This window comes from Aeromonas sp. R2-2 (assembly GCF_040908355.1).
Lineage (GTDB): Bacteria > Pseudomonadota > Gammaproteobacteria > Enterobacterales > Aeromonadaceae > Aeromonas > Aeromonas veronii.
This window is the reverse complement of the sequence record NZ_JBFODQ010000057.1, coordinates 34,566-58,496: the sequence shown is the minus strand read 5'-3', so window position 1 is coordinate 58,496 and position 23,931 is coordinate 34,566. Positions and strand designations below refer to the sequence as shown.

General features: G+C 58.5%; 24 protein-coding genes and 1 pseudogene. 21 read left to right on the top strand and 4 right to left on the bottom strand.

All coding sequences use genetic code 11. The annotated features are described in order from the left end of the window. Positions 1-227 precede the first annotated feature (227 nt). Together AB5Z09_RS10420 and AB5Z09_RS10415 are read left to right on the top strand one after the other, a co-directional pair. Positions 228-1,019: a winged helix-turn-helix domain-containing protein gene (locus AB5Z09_RS10420; protein ID WP_231720583.1), complete on the top strand. Its 792-nt coding sequence runs from the start codon at positions 228-230 to the stop codon at positions 1,017-1,019. A 10-nt stretch (positions 1,020-1,029) separates the two neighbouring features. Beyond that, a complete protein-coding gene (locus AB5Z09_RS10415) occupies positions 1,030-1,548 on the top strand; it encodes a hypothetical protein (protein WP_231720584.1) in 519 nt (172 codons plus the stop codon). Here the strand turns inward: AB5Z09_RS10415 and AB5Z09_RS10410 are convergent. Continuing rightward, positions 1,538-1,957, bottom strand: a complete 420-nt coding sequence (locus tag AB5Z09_RS10410) for a GNAT family N-acetyltransferase (protein WP_231720585.1) — start codon at positions 1,955-1,957, stop codon at positions 1,538-1,540. The genes AB5Z09_RS10415 and AB5Z09_RS10410 overlap by 11 nt on opposite strands. A gap of 160 nt (positions 1,958-2,117) precedes the next feature. Here AB5Z09_RS10410 and AB5Z09_RS10405 point away from each other — a divergent pair, with 160 nt between their 5' ends. Continuing rightward, positions 2,118-2,618 (top strand): SRPBCC domain-containing protein, encoded by a 501-nt coding sequence (locus tag AB5Z09_RS10405; protein WP_128816009.1) that lies wholly within the window; start codon positions 2,118-2,120, stop codon positions 2,616-2,618. A 205-nt stretch (positions 2,619-2,823) separates the two neighbouring features. On the opposite strand, the pseudogene glk reads toward AB5Z09_RS10405, so the two are convergent. Beyond that, a pseudogene (glk, locus tag AB5Z09_RS10400) lies at positions 2,824-3,795 on the bottom strand (glucokinase); the annotation flags it as partial. A gap of 347 nt (positions 3,796-4,142) precedes the next feature. Here glk and AB5Z09_RS10395 point away from each other — a divergent pair. The 3 genes from AB5Z09_RS10395 to AB5Z09_RS10385 all read left to right on the top strand — a co-directional run bounded on the left by AB5Z09_RS10395 (position 4,143) and on the right by AB5Z09_RS10385 (position 7,599). Further along, a complete protein-coding gene (locus AB5Z09_RS10395; protein WP_005334759.1) occupies positions 4,143-4,997 on the top strand; it encodes a MurR/RpiR family transcriptional regulator in 855 nt (284 codons plus the stop codon). A 163-nt stretch (positions 4,998-5,160) separates the two neighbouring features. Then, positions 5,161-6,600: a pyruvate kinase gene (pyk, locus tag AB5Z09_RS10390; RefSeq protein ID WP_005353698.1), complete on the top strand. Its 1,440-nt coding sequence runs from the start codon at positions 5,161-5,163 to the stop codon at positions 6,598-6,600. Between the two features lie 213 nt (positions 6,601-6,813). Beyond that, a complete protein-coding gene (locus AB5Z09_RS10385; protein ID WP_368195249.1) occupies positions 6,814-7,599 on the top strand; it encodes a hypothetical protein in 786 nt (261 codons plus the stop codon). A gap of 91 nt (positions 7,600-7,690) precedes the next feature. Here the strand turns inward: AB5Z09_RS10385 and AB5Z09_RS10380 are convergent, their stop codons facing one another. Beyond that, positions 7,691-9,442 (bottom strand): amidohydrolase, encoded by a 1,752-nt coding sequence (locus AB5Z09_RS10380; RefSeq protein WP_368195248.1) that lies wholly within the window; start codon positions 9,440-9,442, stop codon positions 7,691-7,693. Positions 9,443-9,508: 66 nt separating this feature from the next. Beyond that, on the bottom strand, positions 9,509-10,420 hold the full coding sequence (locus AB5Z09_RS10375) for a GyrI-like domain-containing protein (protein ID WP_192848968.1): 912 nt from the start codon (positions 10,418-10,420) through the stop codon (positions 9,509-9,511). A 154-nt stretch (positions 10,421-10,574) separates the two neighbouring features. Here AB5Z09_RS10375 and fliE point away from each other — a divergent pair, with 154 nt between their 5' ends. The 15 genes from fliE (at position 10,575) to flhB (ending at position 23,877) form a co-directional block, all read left to right on the top strand. After that, on the top strand, positions 10,575-10,892 hold the full coding sequence (fliE, locus tag AB5Z09_RS10370) for a flagellar hook-basal body complex protein FliE (protein ID WP_005362062.1): 318 nt from the start codon (positions 10,575-10,577) through the stop codon (positions 10,890-10,892). Between the two features lie 62 nt (positions 10,893-10,954). Then, the gene (gene fliF, locus AB5Z09_RS10365; RefSeq protein ID WP_005334750.1) at positions 10,955-12,664 is read left to right on the top strand and encodes a flagellar basal-body MS-ring/collar protein FliF; all 1,710 of its coding nucleotides are present in this window, start codon (positions 10,955-10,957) and stop codon (positions 12,662-12,664) included. Then, positions 12,657-13,718, top strand: coding sequence for a flagellar motor switch protein FliG (gene fliG, locus AB5Z09_RS10360; protein ID WP_005334749.1), 1,062 nt, complete (start codon positions 12,657-12,659; stop codon positions 13,716-13,718). Before fliF ends, fliG begins: the two co-directional genes overlap by 8 nt. Positions 13,719-13,786: 68 nt before the next feature. Then, complete coding sequence (gene fliH, locus AB5Z09_RS10355; RefSeq protein WP_368195246.1) at positions 13,787-14,611, top strand: flagellar assembly protein FliH; 825 nt, start codon at positions 13,787-13,789, stop codon at positions 14,609-14,611. A 52-nt stretch (positions 14,612-14,663) separates the two neighbouring features. Further along, on the top strand, positions 14,664-15,995 hold the full coding sequence (fliI, locus tag AB5Z09_RS10350) for a flagellar protein export ATPase FliI (RefSeq protein ID WP_368195244.1): 1,332 nt from the start codon (positions 14,664-14,666) through the stop codon (positions 15,993-15,995). A gap of 27 nt (positions 15,996-16,022) precedes the next feature. Beyond that, positions 16,023-16,463, top strand: coding sequence for a flagellar export protein FliJ (gene fliJ / locus AB5Z09_RS10345; RefSeq protein ID WP_005334746.1), 441 nt, complete (start codon positions 16,023-16,025; stop codon positions 16,461-16,463). 67 nt (positions 16,464-16,530) lie between these two features. Beyond that, the gene (locus AB5Z09_RS10340) at positions 16,531-18,435 is read left to right on the top strand and encodes a flagellar hook-length control protein FliK (RefSeq protein WP_368195243.1); all 1,905 of its coding nucleotides are present in this window, start codon (positions 16,531-16,533) and stop codon (positions 18,433-18,435) included. A 57-nt stretch (positions 18,436-18,492) separates the two neighbouring features. Further along, on the top strand, positions 18,493-19,008 hold the full coding sequence (gene fliL / locus AB5Z09_RS10335; RefSeq protein WP_368195241.1) for a flagellar basal body-associated protein FliL: 516 nt from the start codon (positions 18,493-18,495) through the stop codon (positions 19,006-19,008). 7 nt (positions 19,009-19,015) lie between these two features. Beyond that, positions 19,016-20,086: a flagellar motor switch protein FliM gene (fliM, locus tag AB5Z09_RS10330; protein ID WP_005334736.1), complete on the top strand. Its 1,071-nt coding sequence runs from the start codon at positions 19,016-19,018 to the stop codon at positions 20,084-20,086. A 49-nt stretch (positions 20,087-20,135) separates the two neighbouring features. Next, positions 20,136-20,528 (top strand): flagellar motor switch protein FliN, encoded by a 393-nt coding sequence (gene fliN / locus AB5Z09_RS10325; protein ID WP_005298791.1) that lies wholly within the window; start codon positions 20,136-20,138, stop codon positions 20,526-20,528. Further along, positions 20,525-20,905: a flagellar biosynthetic protein FliO gene (gene fliO, locus AB5Z09_RS10320; RefSeq protein ID WP_075114864.1), complete on the top strand. Its 381-nt coding sequence runs from the start codon at positions 20,525-20,527 to the stop codon at positions 20,903-20,905. Before fliN ends, fliO begins: the two co-directional genes overlap by 4 nt. Next, positions 20,892-21,665, top strand: coding sequence for a flagellar type III secretion system pore protein FliP (fliP, locus tag AB5Z09_RS10315; protein ID WP_075114865.1), 774 nt, complete (start codon positions 20,892-20,894; stop codon positions 21,663-21,665). Before fliO ends, fliP begins: the two co-directional genes overlap by 14 nt. 25 nt (positions 21,666-21,690) lie before the next feature. Then, positions 21,691-21,960 (top strand): flagellar biosynthesis protein FliQ, encoded by a 270-nt coding sequence (gene fliQ, locus AB5Z09_RS10310; protein ID WP_368195240.1) that lies wholly within the window; start codon positions 21,691-21,693, stop codon positions 21,958-21,960. Then, a complete protein-coding gene (gene fliR / locus AB5Z09_RS10305) occupies positions 21,957-22,754 on the top strand; it encodes a flagellar biosynthetic protein FliR (RefSeq protein ID WP_019444720.1) in 798 nt (265 codons plus the stop codon). Before fliQ ends, fliR begins: the two co-directional genes overlap by 4 nt. Continuing rightward, positions 22,747-23,877, top strand: a complete 1,131-nt coding sequence (gene flhB, locus AB5Z09_RS10300; protein WP_019444721.1) for a flagellar biosynthesis protein FlhB — start codon at positions 22,747-22,749, stop codon at positions 23,875-23,877. The genes fliR and flhB overlap by 8 nt, the downstream gene beginning before the upstream one ends. The last annotated feature ends 54 nt before the right edge of the window (positions 23,878-23,931 follow it).

The following is a 23,931-nucleotide window of genomic DNA, read 5'->3' as shown; positions in this document are numbered from 1 at the left end:
CCGTGATAGGCGAAACTCGCAACATCATGCTCTGCCCGATATGCTGTCCGACAGCGCTGGACGCATATTTTCATTTTCCCCGCTCATGCCTGCCTGCATCTATTGTGCCGCTGATCCCGACCCTTTAGAATTTCGTTTAATTACAGCGAGTCCTGAGCCGCCATCTGGCTTTATCAGGTGTGGAATCCCATCTTCTTCATGATGAATGCAAATAACAGGTGGTTGGTATGACGGGGGTTGCGCCAGGCAATAACATATCAGCCTATCACTTCGGTGATTATGTCTTTGATGTCAAAAGGCGAGAGCTGATCTTCTGTGCCGACAAGGACAACTTGCAAAGCGCCCGGGTGGTGCGCTTGTCATCGGCAGAGAGCCTCATTTTCAGCTATCTGCTCGATCACCATGACGAGGTGTGCGACAAGGATCTGTTGCTCGATATCGGCTGGTTGGGTCGCCCCATCAGCCCCAACTCCCTGAACGTGGCTATCGCCAATATTCGCCGCCACTTCGCCTCATCCCCCCAGACGCTGGATATCAGAAGTACCCCGAAAAAAGGGTACTCCCTGCATCTGAACTGCAAGATGAAGAGTTATTACGGCAAGGCACTGCCAACAGAGAGTGAGCCCTTGCCCGAGCCGCTGAGCGAGACCACGCCTGCAGCGGCTGCGCAGCCACCGTCGACATCACCAAGCTCCGACCACGAGGTCATCACAGAGCCTGCTGCTCCCCGTTCTTTTGGTGAGCGTGCCAAACTTGCCTTTCTCAGCGGTATCGGGCGGCCAATGCTGGCAAGGGGCCTGATATACGTCAATCTGCTACTGGTTGTGCTGGTGGTGTTTGTCGCCAGCTATCTCCATTTCGAGTGGCTCCATGTGCACTGCACCGACTCGCCGACCGGCGTTGTTTGCCAGATGGAGGCACGGAGCGATGTGCCACCAGTCAAACCGGCATCGCTGGTGCTGGTCTCCGGCCACCAGGTTCGCGTGCTCTCCTATAAAGAGCTCGAAAAAACGCTGTAAGGGATCTCTGATGAAACGAACGCTGAAAAATACCTTGCTGCTGTTGCCACTGCTTGTCGTGCTGCTGTTTGTGGTCGGGATGTTTATCAACAGTCTGGGCTGCCATTACGATCTGAAAATGTCGGCCAATGGAGTCAACTATCACGGGGTGTGCCGCTGGGGCAAAATCACCGTGATCGAAGAGGAGGAGGCGACCAGGGAGAAGTGGCGAGTGACCGGTTTTCAACTTACCTTCTTCAACCAGCTTGTCTACCTCATCGACAGTCGTACCCAACTGCACGAATCGGGTAACGATGACTCCTATCTAAATGAGTACAACCTGATCCAGTCGCAATATGCGCTGGTCAACTATGCCTGGGTGCCACTGACTGAAAACAAGGTGGCGATCTTCCAGCGCGATCCGGTGCATGAGGTCGTGATTGCCCAGCGAGATGGCTGGTTCGATCTCTACCGCTGGTTCTTCCCCCCGGCACCGTTGGTGCCTGCTCAGTCGAAAAGCGCAGGTGCCGGGCGTCCCGCTAGCTTCTAAGCAACTTGCACCAGGGGCCGGTGACCTCGCAGTGGCCTGTCTCATCACTGTTTTGCCAGCCCAGTCTATGGTAGAAGGCTAATGCCGCCGTGTTGCGGGTCGCAACTTTCAGCGAGCCGTGCGGCGAATCAGCGAGGCCTCGCTCCAGCAGGGCGCGCCCTATCCCCTGACCGTGCCAGTCGCTTGACACATAGAGGTGATGGACGAAGTGATCGGGCTGCCAGATGGCTATAAAGCCGCAGATATTGCCCCCCTGCTCGGCGACCCACACCTGTTCACCTTTGGTCTGTTCCTCGAAATCCTCGAGTTGGAAACGGGCGGGATCAACCCAGTGAAAGGTGTGGCGGCGGCTCTTTAAAAACAGCCGGGCCAGTTGTGGAATGTCGTGTTCTTCCATGAGCCGGATCATGATGTCCTCCCGGATCAAGCCAATGTTCATTGAGGCAGCTGCACAGCGGCAGGTTAATCGATGCAAATGACAAGGGTGTGATTAAGCACTGTCCATTGTATTTGCCATGGGGCTATACTGCCGGAGTCCCTTGTATGGATGGCTTGAGGATCGCTGATTTATGGACAATAAACTGATTGAAGGCAACATTTTTGTGCCGGCGCACATAGACGATGTCTGGCACGCCTGGACTACCGAAAGCGGTCTGCGCAGTTTTCTGGCTCCCGAATGTTTGATGGTGGCCGAACCGAATGGTCCTTTCGAGATCTACTTCAGGCCTGATGCCCCGCTGGGTGAACGTGGCAGCGAAGGGTGCCGGGTCATGGCCGTCATGCCTTATGACCTGCTCAGTTTCAGCTGGAATTTCCCGCCCAGCCTACCCCATATCCGCCAGCAAAAGACCCAGGTTTGCCTGCGCTTTGTGCCGGAAGGGCAGGGAACTCGCCTCTACTTCCTCCAGAGCGGTTGGGCCAATGATCCGGATTGGGATCAGGGTTATGCCTATTTTCGGGAAGAGTGGCTGGAGACCAGCCTGCCACGGTTGCAGTACCGTTTTACCCATGGCCCCATCGACTGGAATAATCCCCCCGACAAGACGCAGCTGAAGGCGTTGGCCCAGTAATCCCGGATATCAGACATAAAAAAAACCGGCCAAAAGGCCGGTTGAAACAGTTCAGGCTTGTCAGGTGACAAACGTATCCAGCGGATGAGAGTCGCTTTCCACTCCTTGTGAAGCACAACCCTCTTGGTTACGTGCGGCTACTTTATGCCATTCACACTGAATCGAGGCTGAACCATGGATGATCCCGCCTCGTTCCCCTCTTTAATCAGACAGTGATCCCCATCGACTGGCGCAAGTAAGCGCCCGCACCGAGCAGCCCCGGCCCTTCATGGGTGATCAGAAACACCGGGATCTCCTTGAGGTAGGACTTGAAGCGCCCCTTGTCTTCAAAGGCGACCCGGAAACCGGAACCGGTAAAGAACTCCTGGAAGCGCGGCACTATGCCACCTGCGATATAGACGCCGCCAAAGGTGCCCATATTGAGGGCCAGATTGCCGGCAAAGCGGCCCATCAGCACGCAGAACAGGCTCAGAGTGCGGCGGCAATCGAGGCACTCACCCGCCAGTGCGCGCTCGGTAATGTCTTTGGGGGCAAACGGTTCGGGTTCACGGCCATCGGATTTCACCAGCCCGCGATAGAGATTGACCAGACCCGGACCGGAGAGGAAACGCTCTGCCGAGACATGGCCCAATTCACCTCGCATTACTTGCAGCACCGCATCTTCCTCTTCGGTGTTGGCAGCAAAATCCACATGACCACCTTCACCCGGCAGACTCAGCCACTGCTCACCCGCCTTGACCAGATGGGCGACCCCAAGGCCGGTGCCCGCACCATAGATGGCGATGGGCTTGCCCGCTACCGGCGCGGCGCCGCCCAGCTGGATGCGATCCGATTCGGCCAATACCGGCACCGCCATCGAGACCGCAGTAAAGTCGTTGATCACTTGCAGGCGTGCCAGCCCGAGATTGCTCTGCATCTCGCTGATGGAGAACTCCCAGCTGTGGTTGGTCATGGCAACCCAGTCACCGTTGATGGGGCAGGCGATGGCAATGCAGGCTTCAGCTACCTGAACCTTGTGTTCTTCCAGATAGAGGCGTACCACGGCTTCAAGGCTGGGATGGGCCAGACCTGAGTAGGTCTTTGCCTGAGAGATAGTACCGGTGGCCAGCTCACACAGGGCCAGACGCGCATTGGTGCCGCCGACATCGCCGACCAGCGCATGGGTATGCTGCATAACAACTCCTTCGTTACAGGATGGGGACGACTCTGGTGTCCCGAGATTATTGTTGGATTATGACGGCTCATTCTATCCGAGCTCAGGCTTGCTCACCCGCCGGATCGATACAAACGTGCGCCTGCTCACAGTGTTGTTGCTTTGCAACATTTGTAAGCGCTTTCATGGCAAGGTGACGTTTTGTAACGAAAAGTACGAAATAATTAGAGATGAGTCATACTTTGTATGGCAGGCGTTAGTTGCGATAACCGCTTGTCTTGTATAGTCCTTAGCTTGAATGGAAACTTGCTTAGCCGTAGATTGAGTGCAAAGACACTGAAGCTAAATTACAAAAACGCCTGGTGGTGATGATGAATACCCTTGATAAAATTACGAACAACTTGGAAAGTTTCAGTAAATCAGAACGCAAGGTTGCCGAGGTGATCCTGGCGTCTCCCCAGACCGCCATCCACTCCAGCATCGCTGCTCTGGCCAAGATGGCCGACGTCAGTGAACCGACCGTCAACCGCTTTTGCCGCCGTCTCGATACCAAGGGCTTTCCTGATTTCAAACTCCATCTGGCCCAGAGCCTGGCCAATGGCACCCCTTACGTAAATCGTCATGTGGAAGCGGAAGATGGGCCTGATACCTACACCGCCAAGATCTTCGAATCCACCATGGCCTGTCTGGATGCTGCCAAAAACAGCCTGGATATCTCTGCCATCAACCGCTGTGTCGATATCCTGACCCAGTCCAAGAAGATCAGCTTCTTCGGCCTTGGCGCCTCCTCCGCCGTTGCCCGCGATGCCCAGAACAAATTCTTTCGCTTCAACATTCCGGTAGTGAGCTTTGACGATATCGTCATGATGCGCATGAGCTGCATCAACAGCAGCGAAGGGGATGTGGTGGTGCTCATCTCCCACACCGGCCGCACCAAGGCGTTGGTCGAGATCGCCGCGCTGGCTCGCGAGAACGACGCCACCGTGATCGGCATGACCGCCAAGGACTCCCCGCTGGCCCGCGAGTGCAATCTGGTGCTCTCCATGGATGTGCCGGAAGATACCGATGTCTATATGCCGATGGCATCCCGCATCGCCCAGCTGGCGCTGGTGGATGTGCTGGCGACCGGTTTTACCCTGCGCCGGGGGATGAAATTTCGCGAAAATCTGAAGAAAGTAAAAGAGGGATTGCGCGAATCCCGCTTCGAAACCCCGCACTCTTCCTGAACCGTCGGGGGCTCCGGCCCCCGACTGTCTATGCCACCCGCCTTGGTGTAGTATTGTAATTTAATAACAAAAACCACCCAGATGGTTTGTAAACGGGTGCATCGAGCCATGGGCTTGATGGGGCAGAATCTCAAGTCATATCAACTTCATATTGGAGTCTTTCATGCCTAGACGTACAAAGATTGTAACCACACTCGGTCCGGCTACCGACCGCGAAGGGATCCTCGAAGGGATCATCCGCGCCGGGGCCGACATGGTGCGGATGAACTTCTCTCACGGCACTGCTGAAGACCATATCCTGCGCGCCAATCAGGTGCGTGACATTGCTGCCAAGCTCGGTCGTCACGTCGCCATCATGGGTGATCTGCAAGGCCCGAAAATCCGTGTTTCCACTTTCAAGGATGGCAAAATCTATCTGGCCATCGGTGACAAGTTCATTCTCGATGCGGCACTCGGCAAGGGTGAAGGTTGTCAGGAGCAGGTCGGTATCGACTACAAGAGCCTGCCAGACGATGTGGTACAGGGCGACATCCTGCTGCTGGACGATGGTCGTGTGCAGCTGAAGGTCGAGCAGGTTGAAGGCACCCGCATTCACACCACGGTGACCGTGGCCGGGCCGCTCTCCAACAACAAGGGCATCAACAAGAAAGGGGGCGGTCTCTCCGCTCCGGCCCTGACCGAGAAAGACAAGGAAGACATCAAGACCGCTGCCCGCATGAATGTGGACTATCTGGCTGTCTCCTTCCCGCGCTGTGGCGATGACCTGCGTTACGCCCGCGAGCTGGCCCGCGAAGCCGGTTCCAATGCCAAGATCGTGGCCAAGGTTGAGCGCGCCGAAACCGTCGCCACCGATGAGGCGATGGAAGACATCATCCTCGGTTCCGATGCCGTGATGGTTGCCCGTGGCGATCTGGGTGTCGAGATCGGTGACCCCGAGCTGGTTGGCGTACAGAAGAAGCTGATCCGCCACTCCCGTCGTCTCAACCGTGTGGTGATCACCGCGACCCAGATGATGGAGTCGATGATCAATGCGCCGCTGCCGACTCGTGCAGAGGTCATGGATGTGGCCAACGCCGTGCTGGATGGTACCGATGCGGTGATGCTCTCCGCCGAGACTGCCGCCGGTCAGTTCCCCATCGAGACAGTGACCTCCATGGCGAGCGTCTGTGTCGGTGCCGAGAAGCATCCGAGCCTGAACGTCTCCAACCACCGCATGAGCTACACCTTCACTTCCGTTGAAGAAGCTGTAGCCATGTCCACCATGTATGCAGCCAACCACCTGGAAGGGGTGAAGGCGATCGTGGCACTGACCGAGTCCGGCACCACGCCGCTGCTGATGTCCCGTATCAGTTCCGGTCTGCCGATCTTTGCCATGTCTCCCCACAACAAGACCCTGGCCTGGACCAATCTCTACCGTGGCGTCACCCCAGTGATGTTTGACGGTGACGAGACCAAACCGGTCTACGAAGTGTGCCGCGACGCGCTGGCCGTGCTCAAGGATAAGGGGCTGCTGCAGAGCGGCGACATGGTGCTGCTGACTCACGGTGACAAGATGGAAACCGTGGGCAGTACCAACACCTGCAAGGTGATGATGGTCGAATAAGCCCGTCCGGTTTTACTGTGCTTAACAAGGCTGCTCCTCTTTGATGAGCAGCCTTTTTGTTAACTGCTGTCGGGCTGTGGCGGTATAAACAGGACTCAATGATTGCTTAACCGGATTCCCCTTCCGATAATGCGGGGGTGATTTTCAGCGGGTAGCCTGTTGTAGGTGGTCGCCCCAGGTAACCCAGACACTCGACAATACGGGAGTGAAAAAATGAACAAGCGTAACTGGTTGCTGGCCTTGTCACTGAGTCTGGCCTTCTCACCCTGTTATGCCGACTGGGCCAAGCTCAAGGCCGCAGCGTCCGATCTGGGTGCGGCAGTGAGCGAGACCAGCAAGGAGGTGTGGCAGGATGTCAGTGATTTCTCCAAGAAGAGCTGGGCCTCCATCTCGGCCTGGGGAGAGGATGCCTTCAATACCGCCGGGGTCTGGACCGACAAGAGCATCGCGACCGGCAAGGAGTGGCTGAAGGCGGCCGACAAGGAGCTCAACGAGATGCTCAACCCCAAGACGGCGAAAGAGGCGAGGATCGCGCTCAATACCATGGCCGACACTGCGCTGATCCGGTTGTTCAACGAGCAGCCATCAGTCAAGTTGTTGTTTGACAAGGCTTATGGCTATGCAGTGTTCGATTCGCGCAAGTTCTCCCTGATGCTGCATACCAATCAGGGGGCCGGGGTGGCGGTCAATCGCAAAACCGGCAAGCACACCTATATGAAGATGTTTGGCGCAGGTCTGGCGGCTGGGATTGGTGGCAAGTTCTATCAGCAGGTGATCCTGTTTGAAGACAAGGTCAGATTCGATGCCTTCGTGACCCAGGGGTGGGAAGCTACCTCCGAAGTGGGTGTGGTGGCCGGCAAGGAGAGCGCCGAACTGACCGCCAAATACAACGGCGGCATGGCCATCTACCAGATTGGCGAGAAGGGCTTGCTGCTCGATGCCAATATCTCCGGCTCCAAGTACTGGATTGACAAGGACTTGACTGAAACGAGCCGCTAATCCCGCCGTTATCGGTTGCTCACTGCACGCCATACGCTTGTCGTGATCTTGCCAACAGGCCCGCAATGCGGGCCTGTTTGTTCTCTCGGTGTCAGTGGGCCGAATAGACCTGCTTGCCCTTGAACATGGTCCAGAGCACCTTGGTCTCCTTGAGCTCTTCGCTTGCTACCTGTTCCAGATTGCGATCCAGCAAGATCAGGTCAGCACTCTTGCCCGCGCTGATGGAGCCAATCTCTTTCTCCCGTCCAATTACCTTGGCGGCGTTGAGGGTATAGGCCTGCAAGATGGCCTGACGGCTGATCTGCTCGCTGGCGGGGGGCAGCAAGCCAAGCTCCCCTTGACGGGTGATCGCGGTATACATGGCGAGGAAAGGGTTGGGGCTGGAGACCGGCCAGTCACTGGCACCGGCGATAATGGCGCCGCTTTGCAGCAAGCTGCCTGCCGGATAGAGGCGGGCTAGCAGTGCCGGGGGCACTTTTCCCTCAAGCAACAGGGTGGTCGCCACGTTTTTCCCGGCCCACAACAGTTGCATCGATGCAGCCACATTGAGCGGTTTGAAGCGGGCAATACTGGCCGGGCTCACCACCTCCAGATGGGTGATGCTGTGCAGCAGGCGGTGATCCCGATTGTGGGCCCGGGCATAGGCGATGGCATCGAGGGATTCACGGACGGCCCGATCGCCGATGGCATGAAAGTGAGCGATAAGTTGATGGGCATCCGCGGTGCGGATCAGCTCGTTGAAACGCTGCTTGTCCAGATCGTCCTTGCCGCTGTAACCGGGACGGTTGAGGTAGGGCTCGCTCAACTTGGCGGTCTGGGATGGATACTCGATGACACCATCTTGCAGGATCTTGATCCCCACCAGTTTAACGTCCGGGGCATCTTGAAACTGCTGTTGCAGCGCCAATACGTCATCAATGATGGCGGGTGATGCATGTATCCCCACCAGTGCCAGTGCGGACACATGTCCGGTCAGCTTGCCTTCCCGGGAGAGCATGCTGTACGCCGGCAGCAGGCCGGTATTGCGGCGATCCGGCTCGGCGTTGAAGATGGGGGCGAGGGGGCGAATGTTGCTGATAGGGTCCATCCAGGCGGTAATGCCCACCTGATTGAGTTGTTTGGCGGCGGTCATGATGGCACTGGCAATCGTCTCGTCGCTGACGGGGGGCAGGGCCTTGATGATGGTATCCCAGCCGCCTTCTGAGGCAAAGCCATTGAGCTTGCCGGATGGGGTGAGGCCAAAATTGCCTTTCAGCGGAGCATAACGACCGTCAAGGGTGTCGGCATCAATGCCAGCCTTGCGCAGCATGGCCTGATTGGCCCAACCGGTGTGGGCATCCGAACCGGCAAGCACTACCGGGATCTGCCGGTATTGCGGGCCATTGAACACCTGATCGAGCAGGGGAAGCTGATGCCAGTAGTCGAGGGAGACATTGCTGTATAGCTCTACATCGCCCAGTGTCAGGCGGGGGTCATCCTTGCTGCGGGTCAGAAATTGCTGCACCTGCTCAACCTCACTCATGGCATCAGGAAAGTTAACCGTCATCCCCTGAAAACCGGCAAATGCCGCATGAACATGGCTGTCGATGAGCCCTGGCATCAGGTACTTTCCTTTCAGATCAAGACGCTTGGCATGGTTGCCGAGGCGGGCGCTGACCTCCTGATAGCTGCCGACTGCCACTATCTTTTTACCTTCAATGCCGACCGCTTCCGGGTGAGGGTTCGCCGGATCACCACTGTAGATGGTGCCGCCAAAGATCAGAGTCTGGCTCTGTGACTGGGCATTGGCGGCAGCGGGGAGCGTTACCAGCAGGCTGGCGAGAAACAGCGTTTTGATATTCATGAGCATGACTCCGTCGCTTCGGTGACCGAAGGCACCGAAGTGGGTAAATGGAAATGAGGTATCGGCTTATCGGTTGATCAGCGGGATACAGATATCAAACACGTAATGATCCCGGTCGGGGTCCGTGCCTGCGTGGTATTGCTCGTAACACGGGCGATCGTCGCAGTTCAGCCCTTGGCCCACTACCCAGCGAAACGCCGTTTCCCAGCAGGCAACCAGTTGATCGCCGCGAGCGATAAACTGACAAACCGCATAGGGGCCCGCGGCGATGGTCTGGGTGGTTAACTGGCGCCCAGCGGGGATCTCTGGCCCCAGCTCGATGCAGACGTCAGTACGGCAACGGGTCTCATCGGTGATATCGGGGATATCCCAATAGAGACTCAGGGTACCCGCCGGTGTCATCGCCTCGTCTGAGGCAAACAGCGCGAGCAAATCCCGATGAGCTTGCTCGCAGGTCTCTTTGCCATAGGGGCCCAGGCGGCGCATGTACGCCACGCGCCGGGCGGGCATCTGCCTGACGCTAGCCCCCTGCAACAGACCCGGGTGTTCGGTGACCGGGTGCATGACCAGGCCATCATAGGTGTCAAAGGGAAGGGGATCGTTTCCAATCTTGCTTTTCCAGTTTCCCCCCTGCTGCTGGCGGTATTCCGAAGGGCTCATGGCGAAGTGCAGGCGAAAGGCCTTGGCGAAATTCTGGGAGCTGGAGAACCCGGCGGCCAGTGCGAGGGTGGTGATGTCGCTTTGGGGGGAGGCGAGCAAGCGACGGGCTGCGCGCTCCATACGCAGGCGCCGGGTAAATCCGGCAATGGTCTCGCCGACCATCGTCTTGAAAATACGGTGGAAGTGGAAGGTGGAGATGGCTGCCGCTGCTGCGACCTCATCCAGGCCCGGATTGTCATCCAGATGGTGGCTGATGTAGTCCATCGCCTTGAACACGGGTTTGCGATAATCCAGAGCGGACTCCTTGCCAGCCAGCAAAAGTGGGCGTCAGAGTCGGATTTAATCAGAGCCACCTGCCGTTGTCGAACCCGTCCGGCCTGGTCTGGCCACTCATCCGCATCGCGTTTTTAACGCATTGGCACTCTAATTGCTTGTTGCATGCCAGCGTCAATGATTTGTCTGGGGATGGAAAATGGAAATTAGTGCAAGCAGCCTGATGCAAGAGATGCAGGCGCTCAAGATCGAAGCAGGCGCAACGCCGCTGGCACAACCCGGTCGTCAGGTAACCTCCGACTTTGGTCAGCTGCTGCAACAGGCGCTTGGCAACGTCAACGAGCTGCAAGGGGCCGCCAATGACCTGCGTACCCGTTTCGATATGGGCGACAAGTCGGTGGATCTGGCCGAGGTGATGATCGCGGGCCAAAAATCGTCTATCGCCTTTGAAGCCACGGTACAGGTGCGCAACAAGATGGTCGATGCCTACAAGACCATCATGAACATGCCGGTATAAGCGACGCCAATAAACCATGACGACTGAACATCATGAACATGTCAGCAATAAGGACATAAATCGTGGCTACTGACCAAAACGGCGATCTGCTGATAAACGATGAGGGCACCGCCGCCCTCGATGAAAATGAGCAGAAGAGTTCGGCGCTGGGCTTCCTGTCCAACACCGATGTGCTGCGGCAAATCACCCTGATCCTGGGGCTTGCCATCTGTCTGGCCATTGCGGTGTTTATCCTGCTGTGGGGCAAGGAGCCGGATATGCGTCCCCTCGGCACCTACACCACCCAGGAGCTGGTGAAGACTCTCGATTTCCTCGATCAGCAGAAGATCCCCTACGAGGTAGATGGCAAGAGCGTGCTGGTCAACGCCGAAAGTTACCCCACTATCCAGTTGGCCCTGACCCGTGCCGGTCTTGCCAATGCCACCGATAGCAACATCGGTGGTGAAGATATCCTGCTGAAAGATTCCAGTTTCGGCGTCAGCCAGCGGATGGAGAGTGAACGTCTGAAGCTGAGCCGCGAGCGCCAGCTGGCGAGCGCCATCGAGCAGTTCCAGAATGTGGCCAAGGCCCAGGTGCTGCTGGCTATTCCGAAAGACAACGTGTTTGCCCGCAACGAACGCAAACCCAGTGCCACCGTGGTGCTCAACCTGAAAGGGGCGGCGCTGGGGCAGGGGGAGGTGGACTCCATCGTCGATATGGTAGCGTCCGCCGTACATGGCCTTGAGCCGACCCGGGTGACCGTCACCGACCAGAATGGCCGCCTGCTCAACTCCGGCTCGCAAGACCCGATCTCGGCCCAGACTCGCAAAGAGTTTGCCATGCAGCAGAAACAGGAGCTGGAGTACAAACAAAAAATTGACGCCATCCTGATCCCGGTGCTGGGGGCCGACAACTATACGGCGGAAGTGGATCTCTCCCTCGACTTCTCCCAGCAGGAGCAGACTCGCAAGACTTACAACCCTGACTTGCCTGCAGTGCGCTCCGAGATGACCATGGAAGAGAACAGCGCCAGCGGCAGCAATGGTGGTGTGCCTGGTGCACTCTCCAACCAGCCCCCTGCCGCCTCCAATATTCCCGAGGAGGCGACCGGTGGTGATGGTGCCAGCGCTGCCGCTTCGGGCCGCTCCCGCAAAGAGGCGACCCGCAACTTCGAACTGGATACCACCGTCAGCCATACCCGTCGCCAGATGGGAGGCATTCGCCGCATGACCGTCTCGGTTGCCGTGGATTACAAAGCGGTACCCGGTGCCGACGGGGCTGTGACCCGTGAGGCGCGCACCCAGGCAGAACTCGATACATTGCGCCGTTTGCTGAGCGGTGGCCTTGGCTTTGATGTGACCCGTGGTGATACCCTTGAGGTGGTCGCGATTCCGTTCAATCGCCCAGAGCTGGATACCGTGGCCGAGGTGCCGCTCTACGATCAGCCCTGGTTCTGGCGTGCGGTGCGGATTGCCGCCTCGGTACTGGTGATCATCGTCTTGATCGTCACCGTGGTTCGCCCCATGCTCAAGCGACTGCTCTATCCGGATGCCAAACCGGAAGGGGAAGTGGATTTCGACAACCACACCGTACTGGGTGGCGACGACGAGTTGAGTCTGCTGTCAGCACAAGTCGAGAACGATCAGGTATTTGGTGTCCGTGATGGCCAGCTGAAACTGCCGGATCTGCACCGTGACGAAGACTTGCTCAAGGCGGTACGTGCGCTGGTTGCGAACGAGCCGGATCTGGCCGCTCAGGTCATTAAAGAATGGGTAACGAACAAAGATGCCTGAAGAAAAGAAGAGTCAAGTCACCGGCAATGACATCACCGACAGTCAGCGCCAGATCCTCGACCAGATGTCGGGGATGGAGATGGCTGCGGTGCTGATGCTGAGCCTCAATGAAGAGGATGCAGCCCAGATCTTCCGTCATCTCGAGCCCAAGCAGGTGCAGCGGCTCGGTATGTCGATGGCCTCCATGTCTGACTTCAGTCACGATCGGGTGGCGGCGGTGCACCGTCAATTCATCGACGATATCCAGAAGTACACCAACATTGGTATCGGCAGCGAAGACTTCGTGCGCAAGGCGTTGGTGGCGGCCCTTGGCGAGGACAAGGCGAGCAATCTGGTGGACCAGATCATTCTCGGTTCCGGCGCCCGTGGCCTCGATTCGCTCAAGTGGATGGATGCCCGTCAGGTGGCCAGCATCATCCAGAACGAACACCCGCAGATCCAGACTATCGTGCTCTCCTATCTGGAGCCGGAGCAATCCGCCGAGATCCTGAGCCAGTTCCCGGAGCAGGTGCGTCTCGATCTGGTGATGCGTATCGCCAACCTCGAAGAGGTACAACCGGCGGCACTGCAAGAGTTGAACGACATCATGGAGAAACAGTTTGCCGGTGCGGCCGGTGCCCAGGCAGCCAAGATGGGCGGCCTGAAGGCAGCCGCCAACATCATGAACTATCTGGATACCAATATCGAAGGCCAGTTGATGGACTCCATCCGCGAGTCGGACGAAGAGATGAGCCAGCAGATCCAGGATTTGATGTTCGTGTTCGAAAACCTCATCGATGTGGACGATCGCGGCATCCAGACCATGCTGCGGGAAGTGCCGGGGGATCTGCTGCAACGCGCCCTCAAGGGCTCCGACGATCAGATGCGCGAGAAGATCTTCAAGAACATGTCCAAACGGGCGGCCGAAATGCTGGCGGACGATCTGGAGGCCATGGGGCCGATCCGGGTCTCCGAAGTGGAAGCGGCCCAGAAAGAGATCCTCTCCATCGCCCGTCGTCTGGCGGATGCCGGCGAAATCATGCTGGGTGCCGGTGGCGGCGAGGAGTTCCTCTAAGCCATGGCCCATAAACCGAATTGCGATGCCAAGCCCGCATCAGGCAGTGGTGAGGAGCCGCGCAAAACATGAATAACAAACTGCGTGGTTATGTGCGCCCCGAGGGCGATGATGCCCGGGTTGAGACTTGGGGCTGGCCCGAGATGGAGGTCGAGGTAGAGGCGGGAGCGCCTACCAATGCTCTTGGCCTGTCCCCTGACTGGTATCAGCAGGAAGAGGAGGTGGTGGAGCCGGAGCCCGAACAGGAGCCGGCCCCCAGCATCACTGCCGAAGAGCTTGAAGCGATCCGTCAGGCCGCCTGGGAAGAGGGGATGGCCGAGGGGCGCGAGTCCGGTTATGCCAAGGGTATGGAAGAGGGCAAGCTGGAAGGATTGCAACAGGGTCATTCCGCTGGTCTCGAACAGGGGCGCGAGGAGGGGCTGGCCATGGGCCGCGAGCTGGTGGAGCAGGAGATCGCCCACTGGCAGGGGCTAGCCGCCCGCCTTGCCAATCCGCTTAACGAGCTGGATCAGGCGGTGGAGCAGCAGCTGGTCTCGCTGGTGATGCAACTGGCCCGCGCGCTTATTCGTCACGAAGCGGAGACCTCCCCCCGCATTCTGCTGGAGGCGCTTAAAGAGGGGCTGGCCTTGCTGCCTGCCGCCGAACAGGGGGTGACTCTGATGTTGCATCCCGACGATATCGCGCGAATCGAACAGGCATTTGGCGCCGACGAGTGCGCCAAGCGCCACTGGCGATTGCAGAGCGATCCCACCCTATCCCCCGGCGATCTGCAACTGGCGACCGAGCTCTCCAGCATCGATTTGACCCTCTCCGGGCGCATCGATCAGCTGCTGCGCAACTTCTTGCGGGACAACGCGTCCCAGAAACCGGCTTCGCCGGACTCACGCCCATAACCGATGCCGGACGTTGCCGTCCGGCTGCACTTTTTAGCTCTCAGGAGGCCAGATGAGCGGCACGCTACTGAACCGGTTGCAAGGGTACAAGGTACGCGACAGCGCCCCCAAACCGCCGGTCGCCGGTAAATTGACCCGGGTGGTGGGGCTGACCCTCGAAGCCATCGGCTGCCGCGCCGCCATCGGTGCCCTCTGCCGCATCGATACCCTTGATGGGACGCTGGAGGCTGAAGTGGTCGGTTTTTCTGGCGATCGCCTCTATCTGATGCCGAGCGAGCAGCTCAAGGGGGTGATCCCCGGTGCCCGGGTGGTGCCCATCACCGAAGAGCACGGCATTCCGGTTGGGATGAACCTGCTTGGTCGAGTCATCGACGGCATCGGCCAGCCACTCGATGGGCTGGGCCCCATTCTCTCCTCCCAGACCGTGCAGTTTGCCCAGCACCGCATCAACCCGCTCTCTCGCCGTCCGATCCATCAGCCGATGGACGTGGGGGTGCGCGCCATCAACGCCGTGCTGACGGTCGGTCAGGGCCAGCGGATGGGGCTGTTTGCCGGTTCCGGTGTCGGTAAATCGGTGCTGCTGGGCATGATGACCCGCGGCTCGGTGGCGGATGTGGTAGTGGTCGGCCTCATCGGTGAACGGGGTCGGGAAGTAAAAGAGTTTATCGAAGACATTCTGGGAGAGGAGGGGCGAGCCCGCTCCGTGGTGGTGGCGGCTCCCGCCGACGCCTCGCCGCTGATGCGGCTCAAGGGGTGTGAAACGGCGCTGGCCATTGCAGAATATTTCCGCGATCAGGGGCTTAATGTGTTGCTCTTGATGGACTCCCTCACCCGTTATGCCCAGGCCCAGCGTGAGATCGCGCTGGCGGTGGGCGAGCCGCCTGCAACCAAGGGTTATCCACCGTCGGTATTTGCCAAATTACCGGCGCTGGTGGAGCGGGCGGGCAACGGCAGTGACGGCCAGGGCTCCATCACCGCCTTCTTCACCGTCCTGACCGAGGGGGATGACCTGCAAGATCCCATTGCCGATGCGGCGCGGGCGATCCTCGATGGCCACATAGTGCTGTCGCGCGAGCTGGCCGATGCGGGCCACTATCCGGCTATCGACATCGAGAAGTCCATCAGTCGGGTTATGCCCATGGTGACCTCGCCGGAACATATGGATCTGGCGCGCACCCTCAAGCAGTTCTACTCCCTCTATCAGCAGAACCGGGATCTCATCACCATCGGCGCCTACAGTCAGGGTTCCGATCCGCGCATTGACCGCGCCATCATTCAAAAACCCTATCTGGATCAGTTCTTGCAGCAGGGGATGCGTGAGGTCATTCACTACGATGATGGCCTGCAAGCCTTGCAGATGGTGGCGATGCCATTGATGCGCTGATGATGGTCGGTAACAGAGAGGTCGACGATGAGTAAAGGGTTGGTATTGTTGGCCGATCGGCTGGTGGAGGCGGAGCAGCAGTGTGCGCTGGCGCTGGTGAAGGCGCAGCAGGATCTCAAGCTGTTCATGGATCAGCAAAATGCCCTCAATCAGTACCGCCAGATCTATCACCAGCAGTGGACCGATCGCGGCCTGCAGGGGATTTCGCCTCAACAAAATACCCAGTATCACGCCTTTATCAACAAGCTCGAACAGGCAGCGACCCAGCAGTACGAAGGGGTGTTGCAGGTGCGTCAGGCGCTGGAACAGCGCCGTGAAGAGTGGCTGGCTGCACAGCAGCGGCGCAAGGCGGTAGAGCTGTTGCTGGAGAAGCAGGCGAGCCGCGAGCAGCAGAAAGCCCAGCGTCAGGAGCAGAAGATGCTGGATGAGTACGCCATGTTGCGACGCTTTCATCAATCTGGCCTGTAACTTGCTTTGATCTGGACATTGTCGGCGGCCATCTCTTTGGGGGCCACCAGAATTCAGGGATCCCATCATGATGCAGACACTGTTGACACAAACGCCTTCGGCTGCGGCCAACGGGTTGGACAAAGCGCCTCTGAGCGGTTCCGTCGAGAGCAAAAGTATCGATGGGGGAACCGGCAGCGACAGCAAGGGGGATTTCGCCACCCTGATTGCCAAGGCCCGGAACAGCGAACAGGGCGCCGCCGAGGCCACTCAGGGCGGTAACCATGTCCGATCAGCCAAATCTTTGGCGACCGAGAGCGCCTCTCCCAAAGAGGAGACCGGCAAGGAGCAGGATCCTGACGCCGACAACAAGGTGGAGGAGGTCCCTGCCACCGACTTTCTGCTGCGCCTGCAAGACTCCCTCAAGCTCGATACCTCGCTAGTGACACCCCAGCTGGCGGTGGCAGCCCAACAGAGCGCGACTGTGGTAGACGGCAATCCGTTGCCGCAAGAGGGTGAGCAGGAGGGGATTGGGCTTGATGAAAGCGAGCAGACCCCAGCCGCTGCCAGGATTGCCAGCCAGCTTGCCGGTCAGACCGGAGCGCAGACCGCCAACTCGACTCTTGATACCACGGTATCGTCCTCTGCGGCGCGAGTGGTGACGCAGGGCGATGCCTCTGCTGCCGTTCTCTCCTCTGAAAGTGAAGATGCCGCTACTACTGCGGATGGGCAGGCCGGGAAGAAAGCCTCTGCCAAGGGCGAAACCCTCGGAGCAGATGGCAAGCAGACCAAGCCCCTCACGGGGGCCGAGCGGATGGCCCAGCTGGCCAAGGTGCTGCCGGTCGATGAGTCGGCAAGCACCGCCAAATCCGCTGAGTCTCTCGCTGCAAAAGAGGCTGGCGACAGCAAATCCGATCCCGCCGCCAGCAATGCTTTGACTAACAAGGGGCAGGCGACGCAAGCCGCGACTCAGGGGGCTGCGCTCAAGGCCTTCAGTGAGGGGCTCAAGCAGCCTGAAGCTGGCGCTGCAACCACCTCAGCAACTGCGGATGGAAGTGGGGTAGCTGGCAAGGGGGCAGAAAAGGGGGCCGCCGAGGGTAGCCAGCAGCAAGCCACCGCCGCCAATCAAGGTTCGGCGCCCGTGAGGACGGCGCAGAGTGCCGCAGAAAGTGCCGCAGCCCAGAGCAGCGTAACGACAAATGCGACGGCTCAGACCGATAGTGCTGCCGCCCCCGTGATGGTGGCGCCGCAGCAGGTGTTGGCACAGGCTGAATCTCAGGGGCCGCAAGCGCCGCTGTCGACTATTTCAGCCGGCATCAAGCAGATGGAAGTGACCGGCACCGACGAGGTGCGCAAAGCGGTTTCGCTTGAGGTAAAACCGAAGGCCGGTGAGGCGGAGAAGAGCCTGGTTGCGACGACATCGAGCGGCGAGAGCAGCCCGAGCCAGACCGTTCAGCATGGCCAGAACAACCAGACTCAGCCACAGGTGGCCGATAGCCGGGCGCCCGCCGCTGAGACGACGTTGCGCCGTGAGCCGCAGAATTTACCCCATTTGAAACTGGCCAGTCAGGAAGCGCCTGCCGAATTGCACCAGAAGGTCAATGTGATGCTGGCCGAAAAACTGCAACAGGCGGAAATTCAGCTCGACCCCCTCGGCCTTGGCAAGATGAAGATCCAGATCCAGATGGGAGCCGACAGCCAGGCCAACGTTCATTTTGTGGTACAACATGGACAGACCCGCGAGATGCTGGAGCAGGCGATGCCCCGGCTGCGTGACATGCTGGCAGGGCAGGGGATCCAGCTTGGCCAGACGCAGGTGCAGCAGCAGTCGCAGCAACAGGGCCAGCCCACCTTTAACGGGCAGGGGCAGCAGGGGCAGAGTAGTGGTCAGCCGCGGTCCGGTAACGGGCTGGTTGAAGGGGAACTCACCACATCCAACCCCAGTTTGCTGGTGGAATCGACAAACGGTTCCGGAATTGATTTCTATGCTTGATGCAATCCCGAGTAAGTTTATGATATCGAACAGGTTTGAGACTAGGGTGGACAAGGGATGGCTGACGATAACGAGTTGACGCTAAAAGACCCGGCTGCGGGCAAGAAAAAGAAGCTGATCATTATCATTGCCCTGGCGGTAATTTTGCTGGGCGGTGGTGGTGTTGGCGCCTTCCTGATGCTCTCCGGCTCCGATAAACCGCCTGCTGAAGTGGCGGAAGGTGCCGAGGCCGCACCCAAGGAGGAAGCGCCTAAACCTTCCCTCTATGTCGGTATGCCGCGCCCCTTTGTCTTCAACGTCGCAGGTGCCCAGCGAGATCGACTGGTGCAGATCAAGATCCAGCTGATGGTGCGCGGTACCGCCGACGAGACGCTGGCCAAACAGAATATCCCCCTGATTGAAGGCACCTTGCTGCGGGTATTCAGCGCAGCCAGTGCCGAACAGCTGATGACCTTTGAAGGCAAGGAGAAGCTGCGCAAGGATTCACTGGAAGAGTGCCGTCGGGTGCTCAAGGACCTGGTCTCTTCCCCCGTTATCGAACAAGTGCTGTTTACCGGCTTTGTAATGCAGTAGGTGAAGCGTGAGCGATCTGTTAAGTCAGGACGAAATTGATGCCCTCTTGCACGGTGTCGATGATGTCGAAGAGGAAGAGATAGGCGGCGCTGGAGACCCCGGCGTAGCCCAGTTTGACTTCTCCTCCCAGGACCGCATCGTCCGTGGTCGCATGCCGACGCTGGAGCTGGTGAATGAGCGTTTCGCCCGCCATATGCGGATCAGTCTGTTCAACATGATGCGTCGTACCGCCGAGGTCTCGATCAACGGCGTGCAGATGCTCAAGTTTGGCGAGTATGTTCATACCCTGTTTGTGCCGACCAGTCTCAACATGGTGCGCTTCCGCCCGCTCAAGGGGACGGCGCTCATCACCATGGAGGCTCGACTGGTCTTCATCCTGGTGGAGAACTTCTTCGGTGGCGACGGTCGCTATCACGCCAAAATTGAGGGGCGCGAGTTCACGCCGACCGAGCGGCGGATCATCCAGATGCTGCTCAAACTGGTGTTTGAGGATTACAAGGATGCCTGGGCGCCGGTGATGGACGTGGGGTTCGAGTATCTCGACTCCGAAGTGAACCCGGCGATGGCCAACATCGTCAGCCCGACCGAAGTGATCGTGGTCAGCTCGTTCCACATCGAGCTCGATGGTGGCGGCGGCGACTTCCACGTGGCGATGCCTTATTCCATGCTGGAACCGATCCGCGAGCTGCTGGACGCCGGTGTGCAGAGTGACAAGGGGGATACCGACGTACGCTGGAGCAAGGCGCTGCGTGACGAGATCATGGACGTCAAGGTGGAGCTGCGGGCCAAGCTGCTGGAGACCGAACTCACTTTGCGTGAGCTGATGGAGCTGCGACCCGGCGATATCATTCCGGTCGATATGCCGGAAAATCTGCTGGTTTTTGTCGAGGACTTGCCCACTTTCCACGCCAAGATGGGCCGCACCAAGGATAATGTGGCGCTCAAGATCACCGATAAGCTCAAACGTCCTGAAGGGGTCAAGACGGAGATGCATCTGGTGACCCGGGGCGGGGTACGAATTGATGGCGAGGCCGAGCTGGAAGAGCTCGAGCGCAGTATCGAAGATCAACAGCGATAATTGACGGTTTATTACGGTAAACGGTCACGAAGTAGCATAAGGAAACAAGATGAGCGGAACTGAGGAAGAGGATCTGATGGCTGATGCCTGGGCTGCGGCTCTGGAGGAGCAGGTGACGGCGGAAGCCAAGCCAGCCCCGCTGGAAGAGTTGAAAGATGATGCCCCTATCAGTGCCGAGGAGCGTCGCAAGCTCGACACCATTCTCGATATTCCGGTCACTATCGCCATGGAGGTGGGCCGCAGCCAGATCAGCATCCGCAACCTGTTGCAGCTGAACCAGGGCTCGGTGGTGGAGCTGGATCGGGTTGCCGGCGAGCCGCTGGACGTATTGGTCAACGGCACCCTGATCGCTCACGGCGAGGTGGTGGTGGTGAACGACAAGTTCGGTATTCGCCTGACCGACGTCATCAGCCAGATAGAACGGATCAAGAAGCTCAAATGATGCGCCTCCTGTTGTTATTGCTGCCTGTTCCGGCCTTTGCCGAGACAGCGGCATCTGCCAACGTGCCTAGTCTGAGCTCCTGGTTGCTCTCCAGTCTGATGGTGATCGGCCTCATTCTGGTGCTGGGCTTTCTGCTCAAGAAGAGCAAGCTGGCGACCACCATGGGGGGCGGCCAGATGAGGGTCATCGCCTCGTTGCCGGTGGGTTACAAAGAGAAGCTGCTGGTGGTCAAGGTGGGCGAGCAGCAGTTGCTGGTCGGCGTAACACCGCAGCAGGTCAACTTTCTCTACCGACTGGAGGAGCCGCTGGATGAAAACCAGCCACAGGCGTTTTCCCAGCAGCTTGGCAAATTGATGGGCAAGCATGAAAAAAGCTAACGGCTTATGGCTGAAAACGGGGCTGCTGGTCAGCCTGCTGATACCACTGTTTTGCTCCTGGCCAGCGCTGGCACAGGACGCCATGTCGGCGGTGACCGTCAAGACCATGGGGGATGGCTCTCAGGAGTACAGCCTGACCCTGCAAGTGCTGGCGCTGATGACCGCGCTCTCCTTCTTGCCGGCCATGGTGATCATGATGACCTCGTTTACCCGTATTATCATTGTGCTGGGCATCTTGCGTCAGGCGATCGGTCTGCAACAGAGTCCCTCCAACCAGGTGTTGATCGGCATCGCCCTGTTCATGTCGTTCTTCATCATGTCGCCGGTGCTGGATCGCATCAATGATGAGGCGTTGCAGCCCTATCTGGCCGAGACCATTCAGGCAAAGGATGCGCTGGAGCGGGCCGAGTTGCCCATCCATCAGTTCATGCTGGCCCAGACCCGCATCAAGGATCTCAACACCTTTATGGAGATCGCCAACGTGCAGGTGGAGAAACCTGCCGATGTGCCGCTACGAGTGCTGATCCCGGCGTTTGTCACCAGCGAGCTGAAAACCGCCTTCCAGATTGGTTTTATGCTGTTCTTACCGTTCCTGGTCATCGATCTGGTGGTGGCCAGTATTCTGATGGCGATGGGGATGATGATGCTCTCGCCGATGATCGTCTCGCTGCCCTTCAAGTTGATGCTGTTCGTGATGGTGGATGGCTGGAATCTCATTCTGGGGTCGCTGGCCAACAGTTTCGGACTGGGTGCCGGTTAGCCGGTCGAGCGCAAGGAGCCCGAACATGAGTCCTGAAACCTTTATCGACGTCTTTCGCGAGGCGCTCTGGCTAGTCAATATCATGGTCAGCGCCGTGATCCTGCCCAGTCTCGCTATCGGCCTGGTGGTAGCCATTTTTCAGGCGGCCACCTCCATCAACGAACAGACCCTGAGCTTTCTGCCTCGTCTCATCGTAACACTGTTTGCGCTGGGGGCTGGCGCTCACTGGGGCTTGCAGAGTCTGATGGACTTCTTCGTGCTGATGGTGAACCAAATCCCCGAGGTGGTGGGATGACCTACACAACCGCTCTGATCATGGAGTGGTTGTCTTCCATCCTCTGGCCGCTGGCGCGGGTGAGCAGTCTGCTGATGGTGATGGCGGTGTTTGGCAGCCGCCTTGCTCCTGCGCGGGTACGGATGGGGCTGGCTTTGGCCATCACCTTTCTGATAGCCCCGTTGCTTCCGAAAATGCCCCCTATCGAGCTCTTCTCTGCTGGCAGTTTTCTGGTATTGGGCCAGCAGTTGCTGATCGGTATTGCCCTTGGTCTGATGACCCAGTTTCTGATGGAGAGCTTCGTGATGGCCGGTCAGGTCATCGCCATGCAAACCAGCCTCGGCTTTGCCACCTTGGTGGATCCGATGAATGGCCAGTCGGCCCCCGTGGTGGGTCAATTCTATCTGATGCTGGCGACCCTGGTGTTTCTGGCGCTGGATGGCCATCTGGTGATGCTGCGGCTGGTGATCCTCAGCTTTGAAACCTTGCCGGTGTCGGACGCTGGACTCACTTTACCGGCCATCCGTACCCTGATCGGTTTTCTCGGAGTGATGTATCAGGCCTCACTGGTGATGGCCCTTTCTGCCATCGTCGCCTTGCTCTTAATCAACTTCGCCTTTGGCGTCATGACCCGGGCGGCGCCGCAGCTCAACATTTTCAGTATCGGTTTTGCGGTCAGCATGATGTCGGGTCTGCTGATCCTCTGGCTCACTATCGGCGGGTTCCTCGGTCACTTCGACATCATGTGGGAGCGGGTGCAGGAGGTCAGCTGCGAGCTGATCAACACCCAGTGCTTCGGGGGCGCTCATGGCTGATACCGACCAGGAACGTACCGAACAACCCACGGGCAAACGACTGCAACAGGCCCGTGAAAAAGGGCAGATTGCACGTTCAAAAGAGCTGGGGACCGCCAGCGTTCTGCTCTCGGCGGTCTTTGGCCTGTTGATGCTCAAGGGCTCGCTGGCGACCGCCATGGTCAAGGTTGTCACCATGGGCTTTACCCTGGACCGGGAGCAGGCGTTCGATCCCAATGCCATGATCGCTATGGTGCCGGCGCTGCTGGGGGAACTGGTGCTTCCGCTGGGACTCTTGTTTGCACTGGTGGCGATTGCCGCTTTTATCGGCAACACCCTGATGGGGGGGATGAACTTCTCCACTGAAGCCATGATGCCCAAGATGAGCAAGCTGAGTCCACTCAGCGGCCTCAAGCGCATGTTCGGGGTGCAGTCGCTGATCGAGCTGGTCAAATCCATCGCCAAGGTGGTGTTCATCACCCTGTTTGCCTGGTGGATGCTATCCAGCCAGTTCAATCACCTGCTTAACCTCTCTATGGAGGGTTTCCCCGGCGGTATTATCGATGCGCTGGAGTTGTTTCTCTGGATGTTGATCATCCTCTGCTGCGCCCTGCTTCCCATCGTTGCCATCGACGTGCCGTTCCAGCAGTGGAACCACATGCGTCAGCTCAAGATGACCAAGCAGGAGGTCAAGGACGAGTTCAAGGACAGCGAAGGCAAGCCCGAGGTAAAGGGCAAGATCCGTCAGTTGCAGATGCAGATGGCGATGCGCCGGATGATGGGGGATGTACCCAAGGCCGATGTGGTGATCACCAACCCGACCCACTACTCGGTAGCGCTCAAGTATGATGCGGGCAAACCCGGTGCCGCGCCCAAGGTCGTGGCCAAGGGCACAGATGAAATTGCAATGAAGATCAGGGAGATCGCCAGAGAGTACGAGATCCCCATCATGCCGTCACCGGCTTTGACCCGGGCTATTTACCACTCAACCGAGCTGGGCCACGAGATCCCGGAAGGGCTGTTTGCGGCGGTTGCCCAGGTGCTCGCCTATGTCTTCCAGCTCAAGAAATTCCGTCGTGGTCAGGGGCGCCGTCCCCAGCCACTGGCTAAAGATCTCCCCATTCCGACCGAATATCGCAAATGACAAAGTTCTGACGTAGTCAAAATAAATCCATTGCATTTCAATGTCTTGTATTGT